Below are 16,503 nucleotides of genomic sequence, written 5' to 3'. Positions count from 1 at the left end.
AACTCAATAGGGATATAAGCTGAGGCTTCGGCACTGTAGTGATACATGCCAAAGGAACCCGCAGTCTCAACTGCAAGCAATCAAGGAAATGATCGAATGAATCAGGAATCTCGCTCGCTTTATGACCGCGAGCATGAACACTCCAGTTGTGGGGTGGGTTTCATCACCGATAAAACTGGTGAACAAACTCATCAATTACTCTCACTAGCCCATCAAGCTCTGTGCACAATTCCACACCGTGGAGGCATGAACGCAGAAGGCATTGGTGATGGTGCAGGGGTCAACATCGACCTATCGATAAACTTTTATCGTCATCTTCTCAAGACCTCAGACCTTGAGCGCGGAGACTTTGGTGTTGCGAACTTCTTCTTTCCTTTTAATAGTGAATACCACGCTCAAACAAAACAGATCATAGAAACGCTTCTAGCTAAGTACCAATTGGATATTGCGTTATGGCGCGAAGTGCCTATAAATCCTACAGCAATAAACGATGCATCTAATAAAGTGCAGCAGCCAATTCAACAAGTGATCTTTTTAAATGGTGATTTTTCCCGTAGCGCTGAACATTTTGAACATCAGATCAACCTAGCATTAGGTGAAATTGAATCGGTTGGTTTTACTGATGATGAGTTATCAGGCTTCTACCCTCTCTCTATGAGCTCGAAAACTCAGGTCTATAAAGGGCGTTTAAACTCATGGGAAGTGGTTCCCTACTTCTGTGACTTATCCCACTCAGAGCACCATATTACAACGCTATTTTTCCATACGCGTTTTTCGACAAATACGGCACCAGCAACCATGATGGCTCAACCATTTCGCCGCATGGCACACAATGGTGAATTAAATACTGATAAGAAAAACCGCCTCAGTGAAGATGCTATTGCTCGCCAACAACAAAAAAGAGTTATTTTCCCGAAGGGTCAATCAGACTCGGCTAGACTAGATCAAACCTTAGCCCGTCGCGTTGTTGAAGATCGACTCGACATTGTTACGGCTGTGCTCGCAATGATGCCACCAGCTTGGGAGAATGACGACAGAATATCTCCAGAAGTCAAAGCGATGCTTGAATACTTCAGCCTTTCAGAAGAAAAAAATGATGGCCCTGCTGCGCTTATTTTCTCGGATGGTCAAAAAGTCGGAGCTAGATTGGACCGCCTAGGTTTACGCCCGTTGCGTAGTGTTGAAACAGACCGTTACCTTGCTGTCATGAGTGAAGCTGGTCAAATTGATTTCCCAGCAGAGGACATTGTACGCTTTGGGCGAATCCAAGCAGGTGGCATGATCTATTTTGATCACGCAACTGGTCGTAGCTATGAAACCAATGAGATCCTAGAGACACTCGCTAAAGAGCGTAACTACAGTGCACTACTAGAATCAGCCAGTATTACCCTTAGCGATCTTGAAGAGCCCAAACTCAATAGCATTACCGTCAACACCAATTTTAGTACGTATAGCCGACATGTCGCTTACTCACTGAACCAGGAAAGCTTTAAGTTTTTCCTTGATCCGATGATCGAACATGGCGCAGAAAAGATCACAGCAATGGGCTTTGGGTTAGCACCTAATGTGCTAACCGATGAAGAAGGCGGAATGTCCAAGTACTTCAGCCAACGTTTTGCACAAGTTACCAACCCACCTCTCGACTCATTAAGAGAAGGCGACGGCATGACATTACGTGTCGCCCTTGGAGCAAAACCAAACTTTAGCCCAAGAGCAACCGTTCAACTTGTTCTCAATTCTCCGATTCTACAACCCCAACAACTTCAGCAGATTTTCGCGCAAAATCAAATCAAAATTGAGACTTTTGATGCCCTTTTCAACCCGACACTTAACAGCCGTGAAGATAACGCCCTGCGCGTATCTGAAGCTCTAACCTCACTTTGTGACACAATCCAAAGTTCAGTTGAGAATGGAACCAATATTGTCGTACTGAGTGACAAGCAGATTGGTAATGGCAAAGCAGCTCTACCTGCAATTCTTGTCGCAACCGCCGTCAACCAACGTCTGATCAAGCGCGGTTTGCGTTTCGATGCGAGCGTTATTTATCAAACAGGTCAAGCGGCCAGTAGCCATGACATTGCATGCCTACTTGGCTTTGGTATTTCTGCAGTTTGCCCTATTTCTGTCTACCATCGAGCTAAAACACTGTGTAATAACCAGTCTGTCGAGCAAGGGCTCAAGAATTTCCAAAAAGCCTGTGAAAAGTCCTTGATGAAAACCATGGGTAAGTTTGGCCTGTGTACGGTTGAGAGTTATATAGGTGGTGAGTTCTTCGAGTCCAACTTCCTTGATACCGACTCTGAACTGTTGAATCGTTTCTTCCCAAACATTAGCTCTCCTGTTGGTGGGGCGCAGTTCGATGACCTCGCGTGGAGCTCTGCAAAATGGCATTTCAAAGCCCTAGCAATTAACGAAGAGAACCAGATACCTCTACTTGGGTTATTCAAAGAGCGTCAAGATGGAGCGGGACACAGCTTCGGTAATACTGCGGTCCGTGAATACATCAACATGACCCAAGAAGAAGTCCGCTATGTTGACCTTGTCGCAGAGCAAGCTCTCGAATCAACCATCGCAACCAGTGAAGATGTTGCCTATAAGCAGACCGGTTACGAAAAGCTAACCCCAGAAGAGATCGATAAATTCAAAGTGACACCTGCATATCGTTCCTTTGCTGATAACCTATATCGTGAACGTGAAACGCGTCCAGCGACATTGCGTGATATCCTGCTTTTACCGCTTAATTTCAATCAAGCAAAAAGTGTAGATGAATTTTCACACCTTCTGGATCGTTTCCACTTCGAAGGCAACGTTAACTACCTTTGGTCAGGCCTAGAAGTTGAAGTCTCACCTGATGCCGTAAATCAATTTGTTCTAACACTTAACAATCGTGAACAAATGAACTCACTCAAAATGGCCATTGAGGCTACTTGGTCTGAGAAAACAGAGCATCTTGTCATTGTTGATGACGCCATTCACCTAACTGTCAATCCTGAACTGCAAGCTTTCTTATCACGCGTTAAATTGGCTAAACAACCGATTGAGCTCCACCAAGTTCAGGCTGCTCACCTTATTACCCCGGCTTTTGCTTCAGGAGCAATGAGTCATGGCGCTCTTAACGCTAATGCGCATCAAGCTGTGGCTCAAGGTACTAATATCGCAGGGGCCATGAGCAACTCAGGAGAAGGTGGTGAGCACTCGTCTCGTTTCAACTCAATTAAATCAAGTAAAATCAAACAGTTCGCTTCTGGGCGATTTGGCGTATGGGTTGGCTACCTTGCAGACCCACAACTTGAAGAAATTGAAATAAAAATTGCACAAGGAGCGAAACCAGGTGAAGGTGGACAACTCCCCTCACCAAAAGTAACGGTAGAAATTGCTGCCGCTCGTGGCGGTACTCCCGGGGTTGAATTAGTTAGCCCACCACCACACCACGACACTTACTCTATAGAAGATCTAGGGCAGCTAATTCATGATGCGAAAGCAGCTCGCGTACGCGTTATCGTTAAACTGGTATCTTCAGAGGGGATTGGCACTATTGCTGTCGGTGTGGCTAAAGCTGGTGCCGATGTTATCAACGTCGCGGGTAATACTGGCGGTACAGGTGCAGCAGCGGTAACCAGCTTAAAAAATACTGGTCGCGTTGCTGAAATTGGGATAGCCGAAGTGCATCAAGCGCTTAGTGAAAATGGCCTACGCGATAAAGTCACCCTACGTTGCTCTAATGCTCACCAAACAGGTATCGATGTCATAAAATCGGCCATTATGGGAGGTGACTCCTTCGAATTTGGTACCACAGCTTTAATGATGCTTAAGTGTGTAATGGCTAAGAACTGTAACGTAAAGTGCCCTGCAGGGCTCACGACTAACCCTGAGCTTTACCAAGGAGATCCAAGAGCACTTGCTCAGTATTTCTTAAATGTTGCCCATGAAGTTCGTGAAATTCTTGCTCATCTTGGTTATCAAAGCTTGCAAGAGATTCGAGGAAAAAGCGAACTGCTTCACCTTGCCAACCACCACAGTATCGTCGGTAAACTCAATGTTACTGGTCTATTGCGCGAAGTAGATATTGTTAAAGTTGCAAAACCTGTTTATCTAGAAGCTGACTTTACTCCCGACGATGCTCTAATTGAGCAACTCCTGGCCAACTATTTTGATCAAGAAGCGCGCCATATCGAGCTTGATGCAGGCAAACTGAACAACTGCAATAAGTCGATGGGCGGGCAGCTTTCAATAGACATCGAACGTGCGCTCAACTACCAAGATAAAGCTCAACAACACCCGGCTGCGTTAAGCGCAGCGAATGGACGTCGCTTCTTTGATGCTGAATCGATCGTGGTTAAGAGCCATGGTAGTGCCGGACAAAGCTATGCGGCATTCAATAACAGTGGCCTACTGATGGAGCATACTGGTACTTGTAACGATGGTGTCGGTAAAGGTTCAAGTGGCGGCCACATTGTTGTGCGCTCACCAAGTCAGCGCAAGTTCAAGACGGGTAATAACGTACTCATTGGCAACTTTGCACTGTTTGGTGCAACAGGAGGCCAAGCCTTTATTCAAGGAGAGGCAGGAGATCGCTTTGCTGTTCGAAATTCAGGTGCTGTCGCCGTAGTTGAAGGCGTTGGTGATTTCTGTTGCGAGTATATGACTAATGGCTCAGTCATCAACTTAGGGAACTTTGGTAAAGGCTTCGGCAATGGTATGTCTGGAGGAATAGCTTACCAATATGATGTCGACGGAAAGTTCGTTGATAGTTGCAGTGCCGACTCCATCTTGACGATACCACTGATAGAACAAAACCCTGGCTATGAAGAGGCGCTAAAATGGCATCTTGAACAACACGTTCGCTTTACAGGTTCAAGAAAAACGCAACGTATCCTCAACGATTGGCCAACGAGTCGTACTATGTTCACTTTGGTCATACCGCTAGCACTACTGCACAGCCAGCACCCTGAAAGTATTCTTGAACATCACAGTCGAAAACAGATACTTGAAGAGCTCATTCAGGGACAAGCGAGCAGCCTGATTGAAGCGGTGCACTTTGCCTTCCGAGATCAAAAATCCTTAGCGAATGGCTTAAGCCCACAATATGGAGATATGGACACCCCACTTATTTGCGAACTATTAACGCATAGTGGCGTGCTTCATCGCGCCCACCAGCTCGTGAAAAACACGGCTATAGATACTCACGTTATTCAGCGAATGTTTGAGCTAAAAGACAAAAAGCTTTACGACCAACTGCTCAAAGACGTGAAAGAAGCAGTCTCAAACTATAGTGATGACGAACTCTCCGTATTACTTGCCAACAAACGAATTCAAGACTACAAAGCCTCACTTGAAAGGCGTGATGTTTGGGATACCCACAGCCGAGGCACGACAGTATGGATCATCGCTAGAGAACGAGATATTAGCAAAGAGATGGAGGTTATTGAGCCTATCAATCAACGCTTGGCCACTCTCTACTGCTACACTTTCGCCGATGTGATACGCGAGCAAATAGAGCAAACCAAACAAGAAGCCCAAAACGCCTAAGGACAGGCAAAGTATTAAATAGGAATAATCATGAAAGTACCTCATTTGCCACAAGATTTACCATTTAATGAAGACCAAAAGACTTGGTTGGCGGGCTTCTTTTCAGGCCTTCATTCACGCCTTTTGGTAAAGGAAGAATCCGTTGTACATGCGGAATCTAAACCTCAAGTGAAGGGATTAACCATCCTTTATGGATCGCAAACAGGTAACGCAGAAAGCGTGGCCTATGACACCGCAGAAAAAGCCAAGGAGTACGGCCTTACTGCTACGGTGCAAGATATGGATGATGTTGACGCTCAAGTCTTTGTGAAGTCCTCACGCATCCTAATCATCACCAGCACCTACGGTGAAGGTGAACATCCGGATAATGCCGAAACCCTTTGGGAAACCATGAGCGGGGACAATGCGCCGAAACTCGCTAGTACCTACTTCTCTGTATTAGCACTAGGCGATACCAGCTATGATGATTTCTGCCTTGCCGGAAAAGAGTGGGACGAGCGGTTAACACACCTAGGTGCTACACGTATCACTGAGCGAGTCGATTGTGACATTGATTTTGAACAACCGGCTGAAGAGTGGATGATCGCCACCCTTCCCGCTATCGCAGCGAAAGGAGATGACAACGAAAGTGCATCCACAGCATCACCAACAACCAAGCAAAAATCTAAGTATGGCCGTAAGAACCCTTTACAAGCGACACTCAAGCATAAGCGAGTACTCACTAAAGAAGGTTCAAGCAAAGAAATTGTTCATTACGAACTGTCTCTTGAAGGTTCAGGGGAGTTCTATAAACCAGGTGATGCCCTAAATGTCATCCCACAGAACCAACCAGAGTTGATCAACGCACTACTCGATCACTTTCAGTTTACAGGTGATGAGAGGCCATCATGGAATGGTGAGAACCATAGCTTACGCGAACTATTTACTGGCTACCTAGATATTCGAACACCATCGAAAGAGTTAGTTAAAACTCTCGCTGAATCCGCCAGTGATCATAATGTTATTCAGATGCTAGGCAATGACGATACCAGTCCCTTGAATGACTTCCTGTGGGGTAAAGACGTACTGGATCTTGTAAAAACATACCCTACTGTTTCGTTATCACTGGCAGAAATTTTATCGCTCCTAAGGCCTATTGCGCCACGCGCTTACTCAATTTCTTCTAGCCTTAACAAACACAACGATGAAGTTCATCTCACTATCGGTAGTGTGCGTTATAAACATGACGAACGTAGCTACAACGGCACGTGTTCAACGTGGCTTGCCGATTTAGTTGAAGAGGGTAAGACAGTACCTTGCTACTTTGCTCCAAATAAGAGCTTTGCTGTACCTGAAGATGACAAAGCACCAATGATCATGGTAGGACCGGGAACTGGCATTGCACCTTTCCGAGCCTTCCTTGAAGAACGTGAAGTGCAAGCTTCCCCTGGTGATAACTGGTTAATTTTCGGTGATCGTAATAGCGCTACCGACTACATTTATCAAGAAGAGCTCGAAGCCTTGCAACAAAAGGAGGTTTTGACTCGACTAGACTTAGCATTTTCCCGAGACCAAGAGCAGAAAGTTTACGTACAAGACAAGATGCGCACCAACGGCTCTGAGCTATTTGCATGGTTAGAACGTGGCGGCTACTTCTTTGTTTGTGGTGATGCCTATTACATGGCAAAAGACGTAGATAAAGCGCTACACGACATCATTTCAGAGCACGGTGGACTAGATGACGATGGTGCGAAAGCTTACATCAATAAACTCAAGAAGCAAAAACGTTACGTTCGTGACGTCTACTAACCTCATTCCATACGAAGACGATCCTCAATGAGGTGCGTAGAAGAATGAATATATAAGGGTCCAAATATGGATCCTTTTCTTTATTAAGTCATATAATTAACTTTCAATATCATGACGATCATAAATGGGTAAATCGTTCATTCCCATTAAAAATAAAGGAAATAATAATGAAAAAAATCGTCTTGCTCTCTACCCTTCTCATCAGTCTTTCAGGCTGTAGCCAAGGAAATCAAACAATGGAAGACAGAACTCATGCCCCGTGTGGCAACAAGCCGAACTGTGTCTCGACTCAAGATACACGCGAACAACACAATATTGCCCCGTTTACCTTAGTGGACGGTGTAAGATTATCTCAAGTTCAGGCAGTAATATTGCAACTACCTAGAACTAAAGCGGCGGTTTCAAAAGACAACTATCTGCGTATTGAATTTACTAGTAAGATCATGCGCTTTGTCGACGATCTTGAACTGAAAATTGAGGGTGAAAACCTGTTGGTCCGCTCAGAGTCTCGTACTGGCCACTCTGATTTTGGCGTAAACCGAAAACGCGCTGAACAACTTCGCGCTAACTTAAAAAGTGAAGGCCTGATCAAATAGATAAAAGAATACGCAGATAAATCGCTGCTATTCGGATGAGAAGTGCTTCTGGGCGGTCGCTTGACACTTCTTATCCATGCTACAATTTCGCTCTACTGTTTAAATATTATTTATTAAGAGACTACACATGAAAATCGGCATCATTGGCGCAATGGAGCAAGAAGTTGCGATCCTAAAAGCAGCAATTTCAGACATTACTGAAGTGAATAAAGGCGGTTGTACTTTCTTTTCTGGTCAGCTAAATGGTGTTGACGTTATTTTGCTTCAATCTGGCATTGGTAAAGTAGCAGCGGCAGTGGGTACTTCAATCCTACTAAGCGAATACCAACCAGATGTAGTACTGAACACGGGCTCTGCTGGCGGTTTTGATTCAACACTAAACCTTGGTGATGTTGTTATCTCGACTGAAGTTCGTCACCACGATGCTGACGTTACGGCTTTCGGTTACGAAATCGGTCAAATGGCAGGTCAACCTGCAGCGTTCAAAGCTGACGACAAATTGATGGCTGTTGCCGAACAAGCTCTCGCACAAATGGAAGATAAGCATGCTGTTCGCGGTCTTATCTGTACTGGCGACGCATTTGTTTGCACAGCAGAACGCCAAGAGTTCATCCGTAAGCACTTCCCATCAGTCGTTGCTGTAGAGATGGAAGCATCTGCTATCGCTCAAGCTTGTCACCAATTCCAAGTACCATTCGTGGTTGTTCGTGCAATTTCTGACGTTGCAGACAAAGAATCACCAATGAGCTTCGAAGAGTTCCTGCCTCTAGCTGCGCAAAGCTCTTCTGAAATGGTTATCAAGATGGTTGCCCTACTAAAGTAAACGACTAGACATGCAAACACTGTTTGAACAGGTATTTGCAAATGGCGTGCTCCTTGTAATGTGGGGAGCACTGCTTTTTCATTTAATTTTACCTATCCCTCATGCCGCACACCCCACGACCTTATGGCATAAGTTTGCTGAGCTTTTAGCAAGCAAGGTTAATAACAACCAAAACTATTCCCAAAGCTTAATCTCGGGCACCTTAGCTTGGGGGTTAATGGTCTTGCCGGCTCTGGTTATTCTATTGGCACTGCAGCCACTGGTTTGGCAATCACAACTGTTTGAATTAGCGCTGTTGTTACTCGCGATTGATTGGCGTAATAATGAAAAGCTAGCGAATCAACTGATCAAAGCACTTGGCCGAGAAGATAAAACTACCGCTCGTCAATTACTGGCTCCGATTGTCAATCGTCAGACCGAATCACTGTCATCACTAGGGCTTGGCAAAGCTGCCGCTGAAACTATCATTATGGGTTACGCGCGTAACGTGATTTGTGTGTTGTTCTGGTACGCCGTTGGTGGTGGAATCGCAGCGTTAATGTATCGCCTTGTGGTCGAATTAGCTCGAGCTTGGTCACCAAGCCGTAAGCAGTTTTCCCCATTTGGCTCAACCGCTATCAAAATTGTCGCAATCTTAGAGTTCGTACCGATGCGTTTATTCGCTTTGATGATCGTAAGTGGTGAAAAAGCGACACACACGTTTAAGATGATGCTAGTCCAAAGCCGCTCTTGGCCACTGCCTGGCCCTGCATGGTTGATTACTGCTGTCGGCAATAAGCTTGAGCTGTCACTGGGCGGTCCTGCGATTTACGACAGCACCAAAGCTATTCGAGCAAAATTAGGCGGCAGAATCGCCCCTTCAGCGCTGCACTTGTCTCAAGTTCAAAAACTGCTGTTTGGTCGCATCGCTATCTGGATATTTTTACAAAGCCTAATTTTACTATTTGTTCACCAAGGGATTTAGAGTGAAACCATCAGCACTTGTTACAAGCCTTACTATTTTGTTTTCCAGCTTATGGCTGCCTTTGTCATTTGCAGAAGCAACACCACTGACTTCAGAAAAAGTTCAACCGGCTCAACGCGTGGTTAGCCTTGCTCCTCATGCCACTGAGCTCGCATACAGCGCTGGTTTAGGTGATAAGCTTGTTGCGGTAAGTGAGCGAAGTGATTACCCACCACAAGCTGACCAGCTAGAGAAAGTAGCAAACTATCAAGGCATCAAGGTTGAGAAGATCATCGCCCTACAGCCTAACTTGATTCTTGCGTGGCCAGCCGGAAACCCGCCTAGAGAACTCGCGAAGCTAGAGCAGTTTGGTTTCAATATTTACTATTCCAAAACCAAAAGCCTAGACAACATCGCGACCAATATTGAACAACTTAGCCAATTCGCAAGCAACCCGAATATCGGTAGAAATAATGCCAAGCAATACAGAGAAAAGCTCAATGCGTTGAGACTAAAATATAAAGATGCCGAGCCAGTAAACTACTTTTACCAACTAAGTGAGAAGCCGATCATCACGGTTGCTCAAGGGCACTGGCCAAGTGAGGTGTTTGAGTTTTGTGGCGGCCACAATATTTTCGAAGACAGCGCCTCCCCTTACCCACAAGTTGGCATTGAGCAAGTTGTGTTAAGGAAGCCGCAAGTGATCTTCACTTCTCAGCACGCGATTGAGAATGGAACCATGTGGCAAACTTGGGAAGGTGAGATCCCGGCAGTCGCTCAAAATCAGATTTGGTCACTCAACTCTGATTGGATTAATCGCCCAACGACGAGAACTTTGAAAGCGATCCAACAAGTATGCGATTTCTTCGATAGAGCTAGGCAAAATCACTAACTATTTGCTGCGTTTTTTCGTACAATTCGCCACCGACCTGTCCCTACAATTTCAACCATAAGAGCACCAGTATCATGGACTCCATGCTGCTTTATATTATCGATTTATTTGGCACCGCTATCTTTGCTATCTCTGGCGTATTTGTCGCAGGCCGTCTTAAAATGGACCCCTTTGGCGTCGCCGTTTTAGGCAGCGTAACCGCGATTGGCGGCGGTACTATTCGTGACATGGCATTGGGCGCGACACCTGTGTTTTGGATCACTGATACCACCTACCTTTGGGTTATCATCACCACCTGTTTGCTGACCATGATTATAGTAAGACGCCCCAAGCGTCTGGCGTGGTGGATCCTACCAGTATGCGATGCAATCGGCCTAGCGGTATTCGTGGGCATTGGTGTAGAAAAAGCGCTGATTTATCAAGATTCTGCATTGGTTGCTATTATCATGGGTGTGATCACAGGCTGCGGTGGCGGCATTATCCGTGACGTACTTGCTCGTGAAGTCCCAATGATTCTAAGAAGTGAAGTCTATGCGACCGCTTGTATCATTGGCGGCGCTTTCCATACCATGGCGCTCAGCATGGGGCACGACTCAGAAACCGCATTTCTGGCCGGCGTGTTCACGACACTATTGATTAGGCTTGGCGCTATTCGCTGGCACATGTCATTGCCTACCTTCGCAATCAAATAGGCTAGCGTTACAAAATAGAAATGGCTCCGCAAAGGAGCCTTTTTTAATCCGGCTCACTCTCCAATCCATTCTTATGATCTTTCGTGATACTTTACGTTCCCAATTTAAAATACCTAACTGAGTTCAAACCTTTCGCTTCAAATCTAGAGAATGAATGGCGTTTGAGGTAACTTGGTTTAATCATTCCCAACTTTCATGAATATCACTAAATGTTACTCGAAGGAATCGAAACTCTATTGGTGCTTAGCAAAGCAAAGACCATGAGCCGCACTGGCAGTTTGCTTTATATCAGCCAATCGGCGGTAAGCAAACGGATTGCTAATTTAGAGAAGAAGTTAGGTAAGAAACTCATAGAACCGAGTGGCCGACAGATCAAACTGACGCCGGATGCGATCGCATTAATCGAAAGTATTGGCCCTGCATTCAATGAACTTAGAGGGCTTATCTACGAGCAACAAGAGTTGGAAGACACCACCCTTATTACCTTAGATAGCTCTAAATCTTTGATCGCAGGTTATCTAGGTGAAATGATGGGCCAATTTATCCAACAAGATAAATACATCACCATTACCACTAACCATACTCCAAGAATCATAGAGCGAGTGCAATCTGGTAAGGCGACCTTAGGGTTGTGCGCTGGTTTGCTGCCACCGCATCATGGGTTGATGACTTTCCACCTGTTTGATGAGCCGTTTTACATAGTGAGTAAATCGCCGTTAACGGATCTTCCTCCAATGGTCATCACTAACGACATGACCAACCCTGCTAACTCGTATCAGTTATCGGTACTGGAAAAGTTCGGCATCAAACCCTTGATGGAGATGGATGCCTACACCGCAGCTGCCCAGTTAGCGTTGGGGGGGACAGGACCCGCTTTGATCCCGCTCTCTATCGTAAAAACACTCAATATTAAGTCTCAATACCTGTTTAGCTTCCAAGAACTAGAAGGCCTTATTCGACCGATTCATATCTGTGTGAGAGCGAATAGCTATCAATCCCCACGAGTTAAAATACTGATAGAATCCATTGTTGATGCTGTTCCCAAAGCAGTTTAGATGCCATTAACATCGACATCACTATCACAAGGGGGCGAATCCACTTCTGCCCTTTTGTCACCACCACTTTAGCGCCAAGCTGAGCGCCCATAAAGCCACCAACAGCCATCACTAAGCCCAACTCCCAAATGGGTAAACCAGCAATAATAAAGAAGATCAATGCGGCTATATTCGAGGTGAAGTTAAGAACCTTAGTACGTGCTGTTGCATCCACTAACGAGAAATGACCAATCGCAACAAAACAGACGGTGAAGATAGAACCTGTTCCTGGGCCAAAGAAGCCATCATAGAAACCTACGCCACCACCTACACACAGAGCAAACATCGCCTCAGAGATCTTCTGTTCACCCTCAGACGCTCTGGTTTGTGGTGCTAATAAGAAATAGAGAGAGATGGCAATAAGCAGTAATGGGATCATGCTGGTCAGCAAGCTCGCATCAATATGCTGCACTAACTCAGCGCCAATCGCAGAACCAATAAAGGTACAGAGAATAGCAAGACGCATCTCTTTAATACTGACGATACCGTTGCGAACAAAATACCAACTCGCAGAAAAGCTACCAAAAGAACTTTGAAGTTTGTTGGTTGCCAATGCCTGCGTTGGTGGTACTCCTGCCGCTAGCAATGCAGGTAAAGTCAATAACCCACCACCACCGGCCATCGCATCAATAAAGCCTGCCGCTGTTGCAACAACAAACAAGATAGCCAATATTTCTAGAGTGATTTCCATATACCCAGCACCTTAAATTCTCGTGTAGCGACAAATTACCATCGTGAGCAAACAATCAACAACGAAACACAAGATTGTAACCTATTCCAAATTTTCATCATTTAGCCATCACCAGATTTTCACCATTTAACCGACACCAGATAACAGACATAAAAAAGCCCACTCCGAAGAGTGGGCTTTGAGCATTTATATCCGCTTAACAGCGATACACGTGAGTCAATTAAGCTTGAGAAGCTTTAACTTGTGCGTGTAGCTCTTGAACTGAAGTTACTGACGTTTTCGCGTCTGCAGTGTGCGCCATACAAGTCGCGAATGCAGCGTTTAGCGTAGTCGTGTAGTTAACTTTCTCAGCCAATGCGCCACGACGAAGAACTTTAGAATCTTCAATCGCTTGACGGCCAGCCGCAGTATTCACGATGTACGTGTACTCATTGTTCTTGATACGGTCAAGAATGTGAGGACGACCTTCGTGTACCTTGTTTACTAGACGTGGGTTGATGCCCGCTTCGCCAAGGATAACTGCAGTACCGTGTGTTGCGTCTAGCTGGTAACCAAGCTTAGATAACTTAGATGCTAGGTCAACAACGCGCTCTTTGTCGCCTTCACGAACAGAAAGAAGTGCACGACCGCCTTCTGGGTAGATGTTGCCACAACCCAATTCAGCTTTAGAGTATGCTTCAGCAAACGTTGCACCAACACCCATAACTTCACCAGTAGAGCGCATTTCTGGGCCTAATAGTGGGTCAACACCAGGGAATTTGTTGAATGGAAGAACAACTTCTTTCACTGAGTAGTATGGTGGGATGATTTCTTTCGTAAAGCCTTGAGACTCTAGCGATTGACCCGCCATAACACGAGCTGCAATCTTAGCGACCGCTGCGCCTGTTGCTTTCGATACGAACGGTACTGTACGTGCTGCACGAGGGTTAACCTCGATTAGGTACACTTCGTTGTTCTTAACAGCAAACTGCGTATTCATTAGACCACGAACACCCAACTCAAACGCTAGCTTTTCAACTTGCTCACGCATTACGTCTTGGATTTCTTGGCTTAGCGTGTATGCAGGAAGAGAACATGCTGAGTCACCCGAGTGAACACCCGCTTGCTCGATGTGCTCCATGATACCCGCAATAACAACGCGCTCACCGTCACAAATCGCATCAACGTCTACTTCAATTGCATCATCTAGGAAGCTATCAAGTAGTACTGGAGATTCATTTGAAACGCTGACAGCTTCGTTGAAGTAGCGACGTAAGTCTTGCTCGTCGTATACGATTTCCATCGCACGACCACCAAGAACATAAGAAGGACGAACAACCAATGGGAAGCCGATTTCGCGAGATTTATCTACCGCTTGCTCCATTGTTGTTACTGTCGCGTTTTCTGGTTGTAGAAGACCAAGACGGTCAACAGCAACTTGGAAACGCTCACGGTCTTCTGCACGGTCGATTGCGTCAGGGCTAGTACCAATGATTGGTACGCCAGCAGCTTCAAGCTCACGAGCCAGTTTCAGTGGTGTTTGACCACCGTACTGAACGATAACGCCTTTTGGCTTCTCAACACGAACGATTGCTAGTACGTCTTCCAGAGTTACTGGTTCAAAGTACAGACGGTCAGACGTATCGTAGTCTGTCGAAACAGTCTCAGGGTTACAGTTAACCATGATTGTTTCGTAGCCATCTTCACGTAGTGCTAGAGATGCATGTACACAACAGTAATCGAATTCAATACCTTGGCCGATACGGTTTGGACCGCCGCCTAGGATCATGATTTTCTCTTTGTCTGTTGGGTTCGATTCACATTCGTCATCGTAAGATGAGTACATGTAAGCCGTATCAGAAGAGAACTCAGCCGCACACGTATCTACACGCTTGTAGACAGGGTGAATATCGTATTGGTCACGTAGACGACGAATTTCACTTTCAGCCACACCTAGAATCTTAGACAGGCGAGCATCAGCAAAGCCTTTACGCTTAAGCTTCATTAGCTCGTCTTTATTCAGACCAGCAAAGCCTTTCGCTTTAAGTTCTTGCTCTAGTTTTACGATATCTTCGATTTGAACTAGGAACCAACGGTCAATTTGCGTTAGGTTGAATACACCATCGACTGACATACCAGCACGGAAAGCGTCTGCGATGTACCAAATACGGTCAGAACCAGCTTCTTTAAGCTCATGGCGAATCGTCGTTAGAGCGTCAGGTGCATCTAGGTCGACCATTTCGTCAAAACCAGTTGCGCCAACTTCTAGACCGCGAAGTGCTTTCTGTAGAGATTCTTGTTGGTTACGGCCGATAGCCATAACTTCACCAACAGACTTCATTTGCGTCGTTAGACGGTCGTTAGCACCTGCAAATTTCTCGAAGTTAAAACGAGGAATCTTAGTTACAACGTAGTCGATTGTTGGTTCGAATGATGCTGGCGTTGCGCCACCAGTGATGTCATTCATTAGCTCGTCTAGCGTAAAGCCAACAGCTAGTTTCGCTGCAATCTTAGCGATTGGGAAACCTGTTGCTTTAGAAGCAAGTGCAGAAGAACGAGATACACGTGGGTTCATCTCGATGATAACCATACGGCCATCTTTCGGGTTAATACCAAACTGTACGTTTGAGCCACCCGTTTCAACACCAATCTCACGCAGTACCGCTAGAGATGCGTTACGCATTAGTTGGTATTCTTTGTCTGTTAGCGTTTGAGCAGGAGCCACGGTGATCGAGTCACCAGTGTGAATACCCATTGGATCAAAGTTTTCAATCGCACATACGATGATACAGTTGTCGTTCTTGTCACGAACCACTTCCATCTCGTACTCTTTCCAACCGATAAGTGACTCATCGATTAGAAGTTCGTTGGTTGGAGATAGATCCAAACCACGACGACAGATTTCTTCAAATTCTTCTTTGTTATAAGCGATACCACCGCCTGTACCACCCATCGTAAACGATGGACGAATGATACAAGGGAAACCAACCATTTCTTGAACTTTGTAAGCTTCTTCCATCGTTTTCGCTGTATCAGCCGTTGGACACTCAAGACCAATAGCTTTCATTGCTTTATCAAAGCGTGAACGGTCTTCTGCTTTATCGATAGCGTCAGCAGTTGCACCAATCATCTCTACGCCGAACTCTTCAAGTACGCCGTATTTTTCTAAATCTAACGCACAGTTAAGTGCAGTTTGGCCGCCCATTGTCGGTAGAACTGCATCTGGCTTCTCTTTAGCGATGATGTTACGAACCACTTCCCATTGGATAGGTTCGATGTAAGTCGCATCAGCCATATCTGGGTCAGTCATGATTGTCGCTGGGTTCGAGTTTACAAGAATAACTCGGTAACCTTCTTCGCGAAGTGCTTTACAAGCTTGAGCACCAGAGTAATCAAACTCACATGCTTGACCGATAACAATCGGACCAGCACCTAGAATTAGAACACTTTTAATGTCAGTACGTTTTGGCATTATC

General features: G+C 45.5%; 10 protein-coding genes. 8 read left to right on the top strand and 2 right to left on the bottom strand.

Annotated features, from left to right (window positions below; all coding sequences use genetic code 11):
* Window positions 1–96: 96 nt before the first annotated feature.
* The 8 genes from Q5H80_RS02180 to Q5H80_RS02145 all read left to right on the top strand — a co-directional run bounded on the left by Q5H80_RS02180 (window position 97) and on the right by Q5H80_RS02145 (window position 12,318).
* The gene (locus Q5H80_RS02180; protein WP_304568287.1) at window positions 97–5,529 is read left to right on the top strand and encodes a glutamate synthase-related protein; all 5,433 of its coding nucleotides are present in this window, start codon (window positions 97–99) and stop codon (window positions 5,527–5,529) included.
* Window positions 5,530–5,559: 30 nt separating this feature from the next.
* Window positions 5,560–7,317: a sulfite reductase flavoprotein subunit alpha gene (locus Q5H80_RS02175; RefSeq protein WP_304568285.1), complete on the top strand. Its 1,758-nt coding sequence runs from the start codon at window positions 5,560–5,562 to the stop codon at window positions 7,315–7,317.
* 167 nt (window positions 7,318–7,484) lie between these two features.
* Entirely contained in the window at window positions 7,485–7,913 is a 429-nt protein-coding gene (locus Q5H80_RS02170) for a DUF1499 domain-containing protein (RefSeq protein ID WP_304568283.1), read from the top strand.
* Window positions 7,914–8,040: 127 nt separating this feature from the next.
* Window positions 8,041–8,736, top strand: a complete 696-nt coding sequence (gene mtnN / locus Q5H80_RS02165; protein WP_304568281.1) for a 5'-methylthioadenosine/S-adenosylhomocysteine nucleosidase — start codon at window positions 8,041–8,043, stop codon at window positions 8,734–8,736.
* 10 nt (window positions 8,737–8,746) lie between these two features.
* Window positions 8,747–9,700: a cobalamin biosynthesis family protein gene (locus Q5H80_RS02160; RefSeq protein ID WP_304568279.1), complete on the top strand. Its 954-nt coding sequence runs from the start codon at window positions 8,747–8,749 to the stop codon at window positions 9,698–9,700.
* Window position 9,701: 1 nt separating this feature from the next.
* Entirely contained in the window at window positions 9,702–10,571 is an 870-nt protein-coding gene (gene btuF / locus Q5H80_RS02155; RefSeq protein ID WP_304568278.1) for a vitamin B12 ABC transporter substrate-binding protein BtuF, read from the top strand.
* 74 nt (window positions 10,572–10,645) lie between these two features.
* Window positions 10,646–11,263 carry a TRIC cation channel family protein gene (locus Q5H80_RS02150; protein WP_304568276.1) on the top strand — a complete coding sequence of 206 codons (618 nt, stop codon included), beginning with the start codon at window positions 10,646–10,648 and terminating at the stop codon, window positions 11,261–11,263.
* A 209-nt stretch (window positions 11,264–11,472) separates the two neighbouring features.
* Window positions 11,473–12,318 (top strand): LysR family transcriptional regulator, encoded by an 846-nt coding sequence (locus Q5H80_RS02145; RefSeq protein WP_304568275.1) that lies wholly within the window; start codon window positions 11,473–11,475, stop codon window positions 12,316–12,318.
* Here Q5H80_RS02145 and Q5H80_RS02140 read toward each other — a convergent pair.
* Together Q5H80_RS02140 and carB are read right to left on the bottom strand one after the other, a co-directional pair.
* On the bottom strand, window positions 12,269–13,048 hold the full coding sequence (locus Q5H80_RS02140; RefSeq protein ID WP_304568272.1) for a TSUP family transporter: 780 nt from the start codon (window positions 13,046–13,048) through the stop codon (window positions 12,269–12,271). The genes Q5H80_RS02145 and Q5H80_RS02140 overlap by 50 nt on opposite strands.
* Window positions 13,049–13,268: 220 nt before the next feature.
* Window positions 13,269–16,499, bottom strand: coding sequence for a carbamoyl-phosphate synthase large subunit (gene carB, locus Q5H80_RS02135; protein WP_304568270.1), 3,231 nt, complete (start codon window positions 16,497–16,499; stop codon window positions 13,269–13,271).
* Window positions 16,500–16,503 lie beyond the last annotated feature (4 nt).

This window comes from Vibrio sp. SNU_ST1, assembly GCF_030563405.1.
Lineage (GTDB): Bacteria > Pseudomonadota > Gammaproteobacteria > Enterobacterales > Vibrionaceae > Vibrio.
This window is presented reverse-complemented; position numbering and strand designations above follow the sequence as displayed.

Excerpts from the sequence above, each read along its gene's own strand:
- Q5H80_RS02180 (WP_304568287.1), top strand. The coding sequence starts at position 97 with ATGAATCAGGAATCTCGCTCGCTTTATGACCGCGAGCATGAACACTCC.
- Q5H80_RS02175 (WP_304568285.1), top strand. The coding sequence starts at position 5,560 with ATGAAAGTACCTCATTTGCCACAAGATTTACCATTTAATGAAGACCAA.
- Q5H80_RS02170 (WP_304568283.1), top strand. The coding sequence starts at position 7,485 with ATGAAAAAAATCGTCTTGCTCTCTACCCTTCTCATCAGTCTTTCAGGC.
- mtnN (WP_304568281.1), top strand. The coding sequence starts at position 8,041 with ATGAAAATCGGCATCATTGGCGCAATGGAGCAAGAAGTTGCGATCCTA.
- Q5H80_RS02160 (WP_304568279.1), top strand. The coding sequence starts at position 8,747 with ATGCAAACACTGTTTGAACAGGTATTTGCAAATGGCGTGCTCCTTGTA.
- Q5H80_RS02150 (WP_304568276.1), top strand. The coding sequence starts at position 10,646 with ATGGACTCCATGCTGCTTTATATTATCGATTTATTTGGCACCGCTATC.
- Q5H80_RS02145 (WP_304568275.1), top strand. The coding sequence starts at position 11,473 with ATGTTACTCGAAGGAATCGAAACTCTATTGGTGCTTAGCAAAGCAAAG.
- Q5H80_RS02140 (WP_304568272.1), bottom strand. The coding sequence starts at position 13,048 with ATGGAAATCACTCTAGAAATATTGGCTATCTTGTTTGTTGTTGCAACA.
- carB (WP_304568270.1), bottom strand. The coding sequence starts at position 16,499 with ATGCCAAAACGTACTGACATTAAAAGTGTTCTAATTCTAGGTGCTGGT.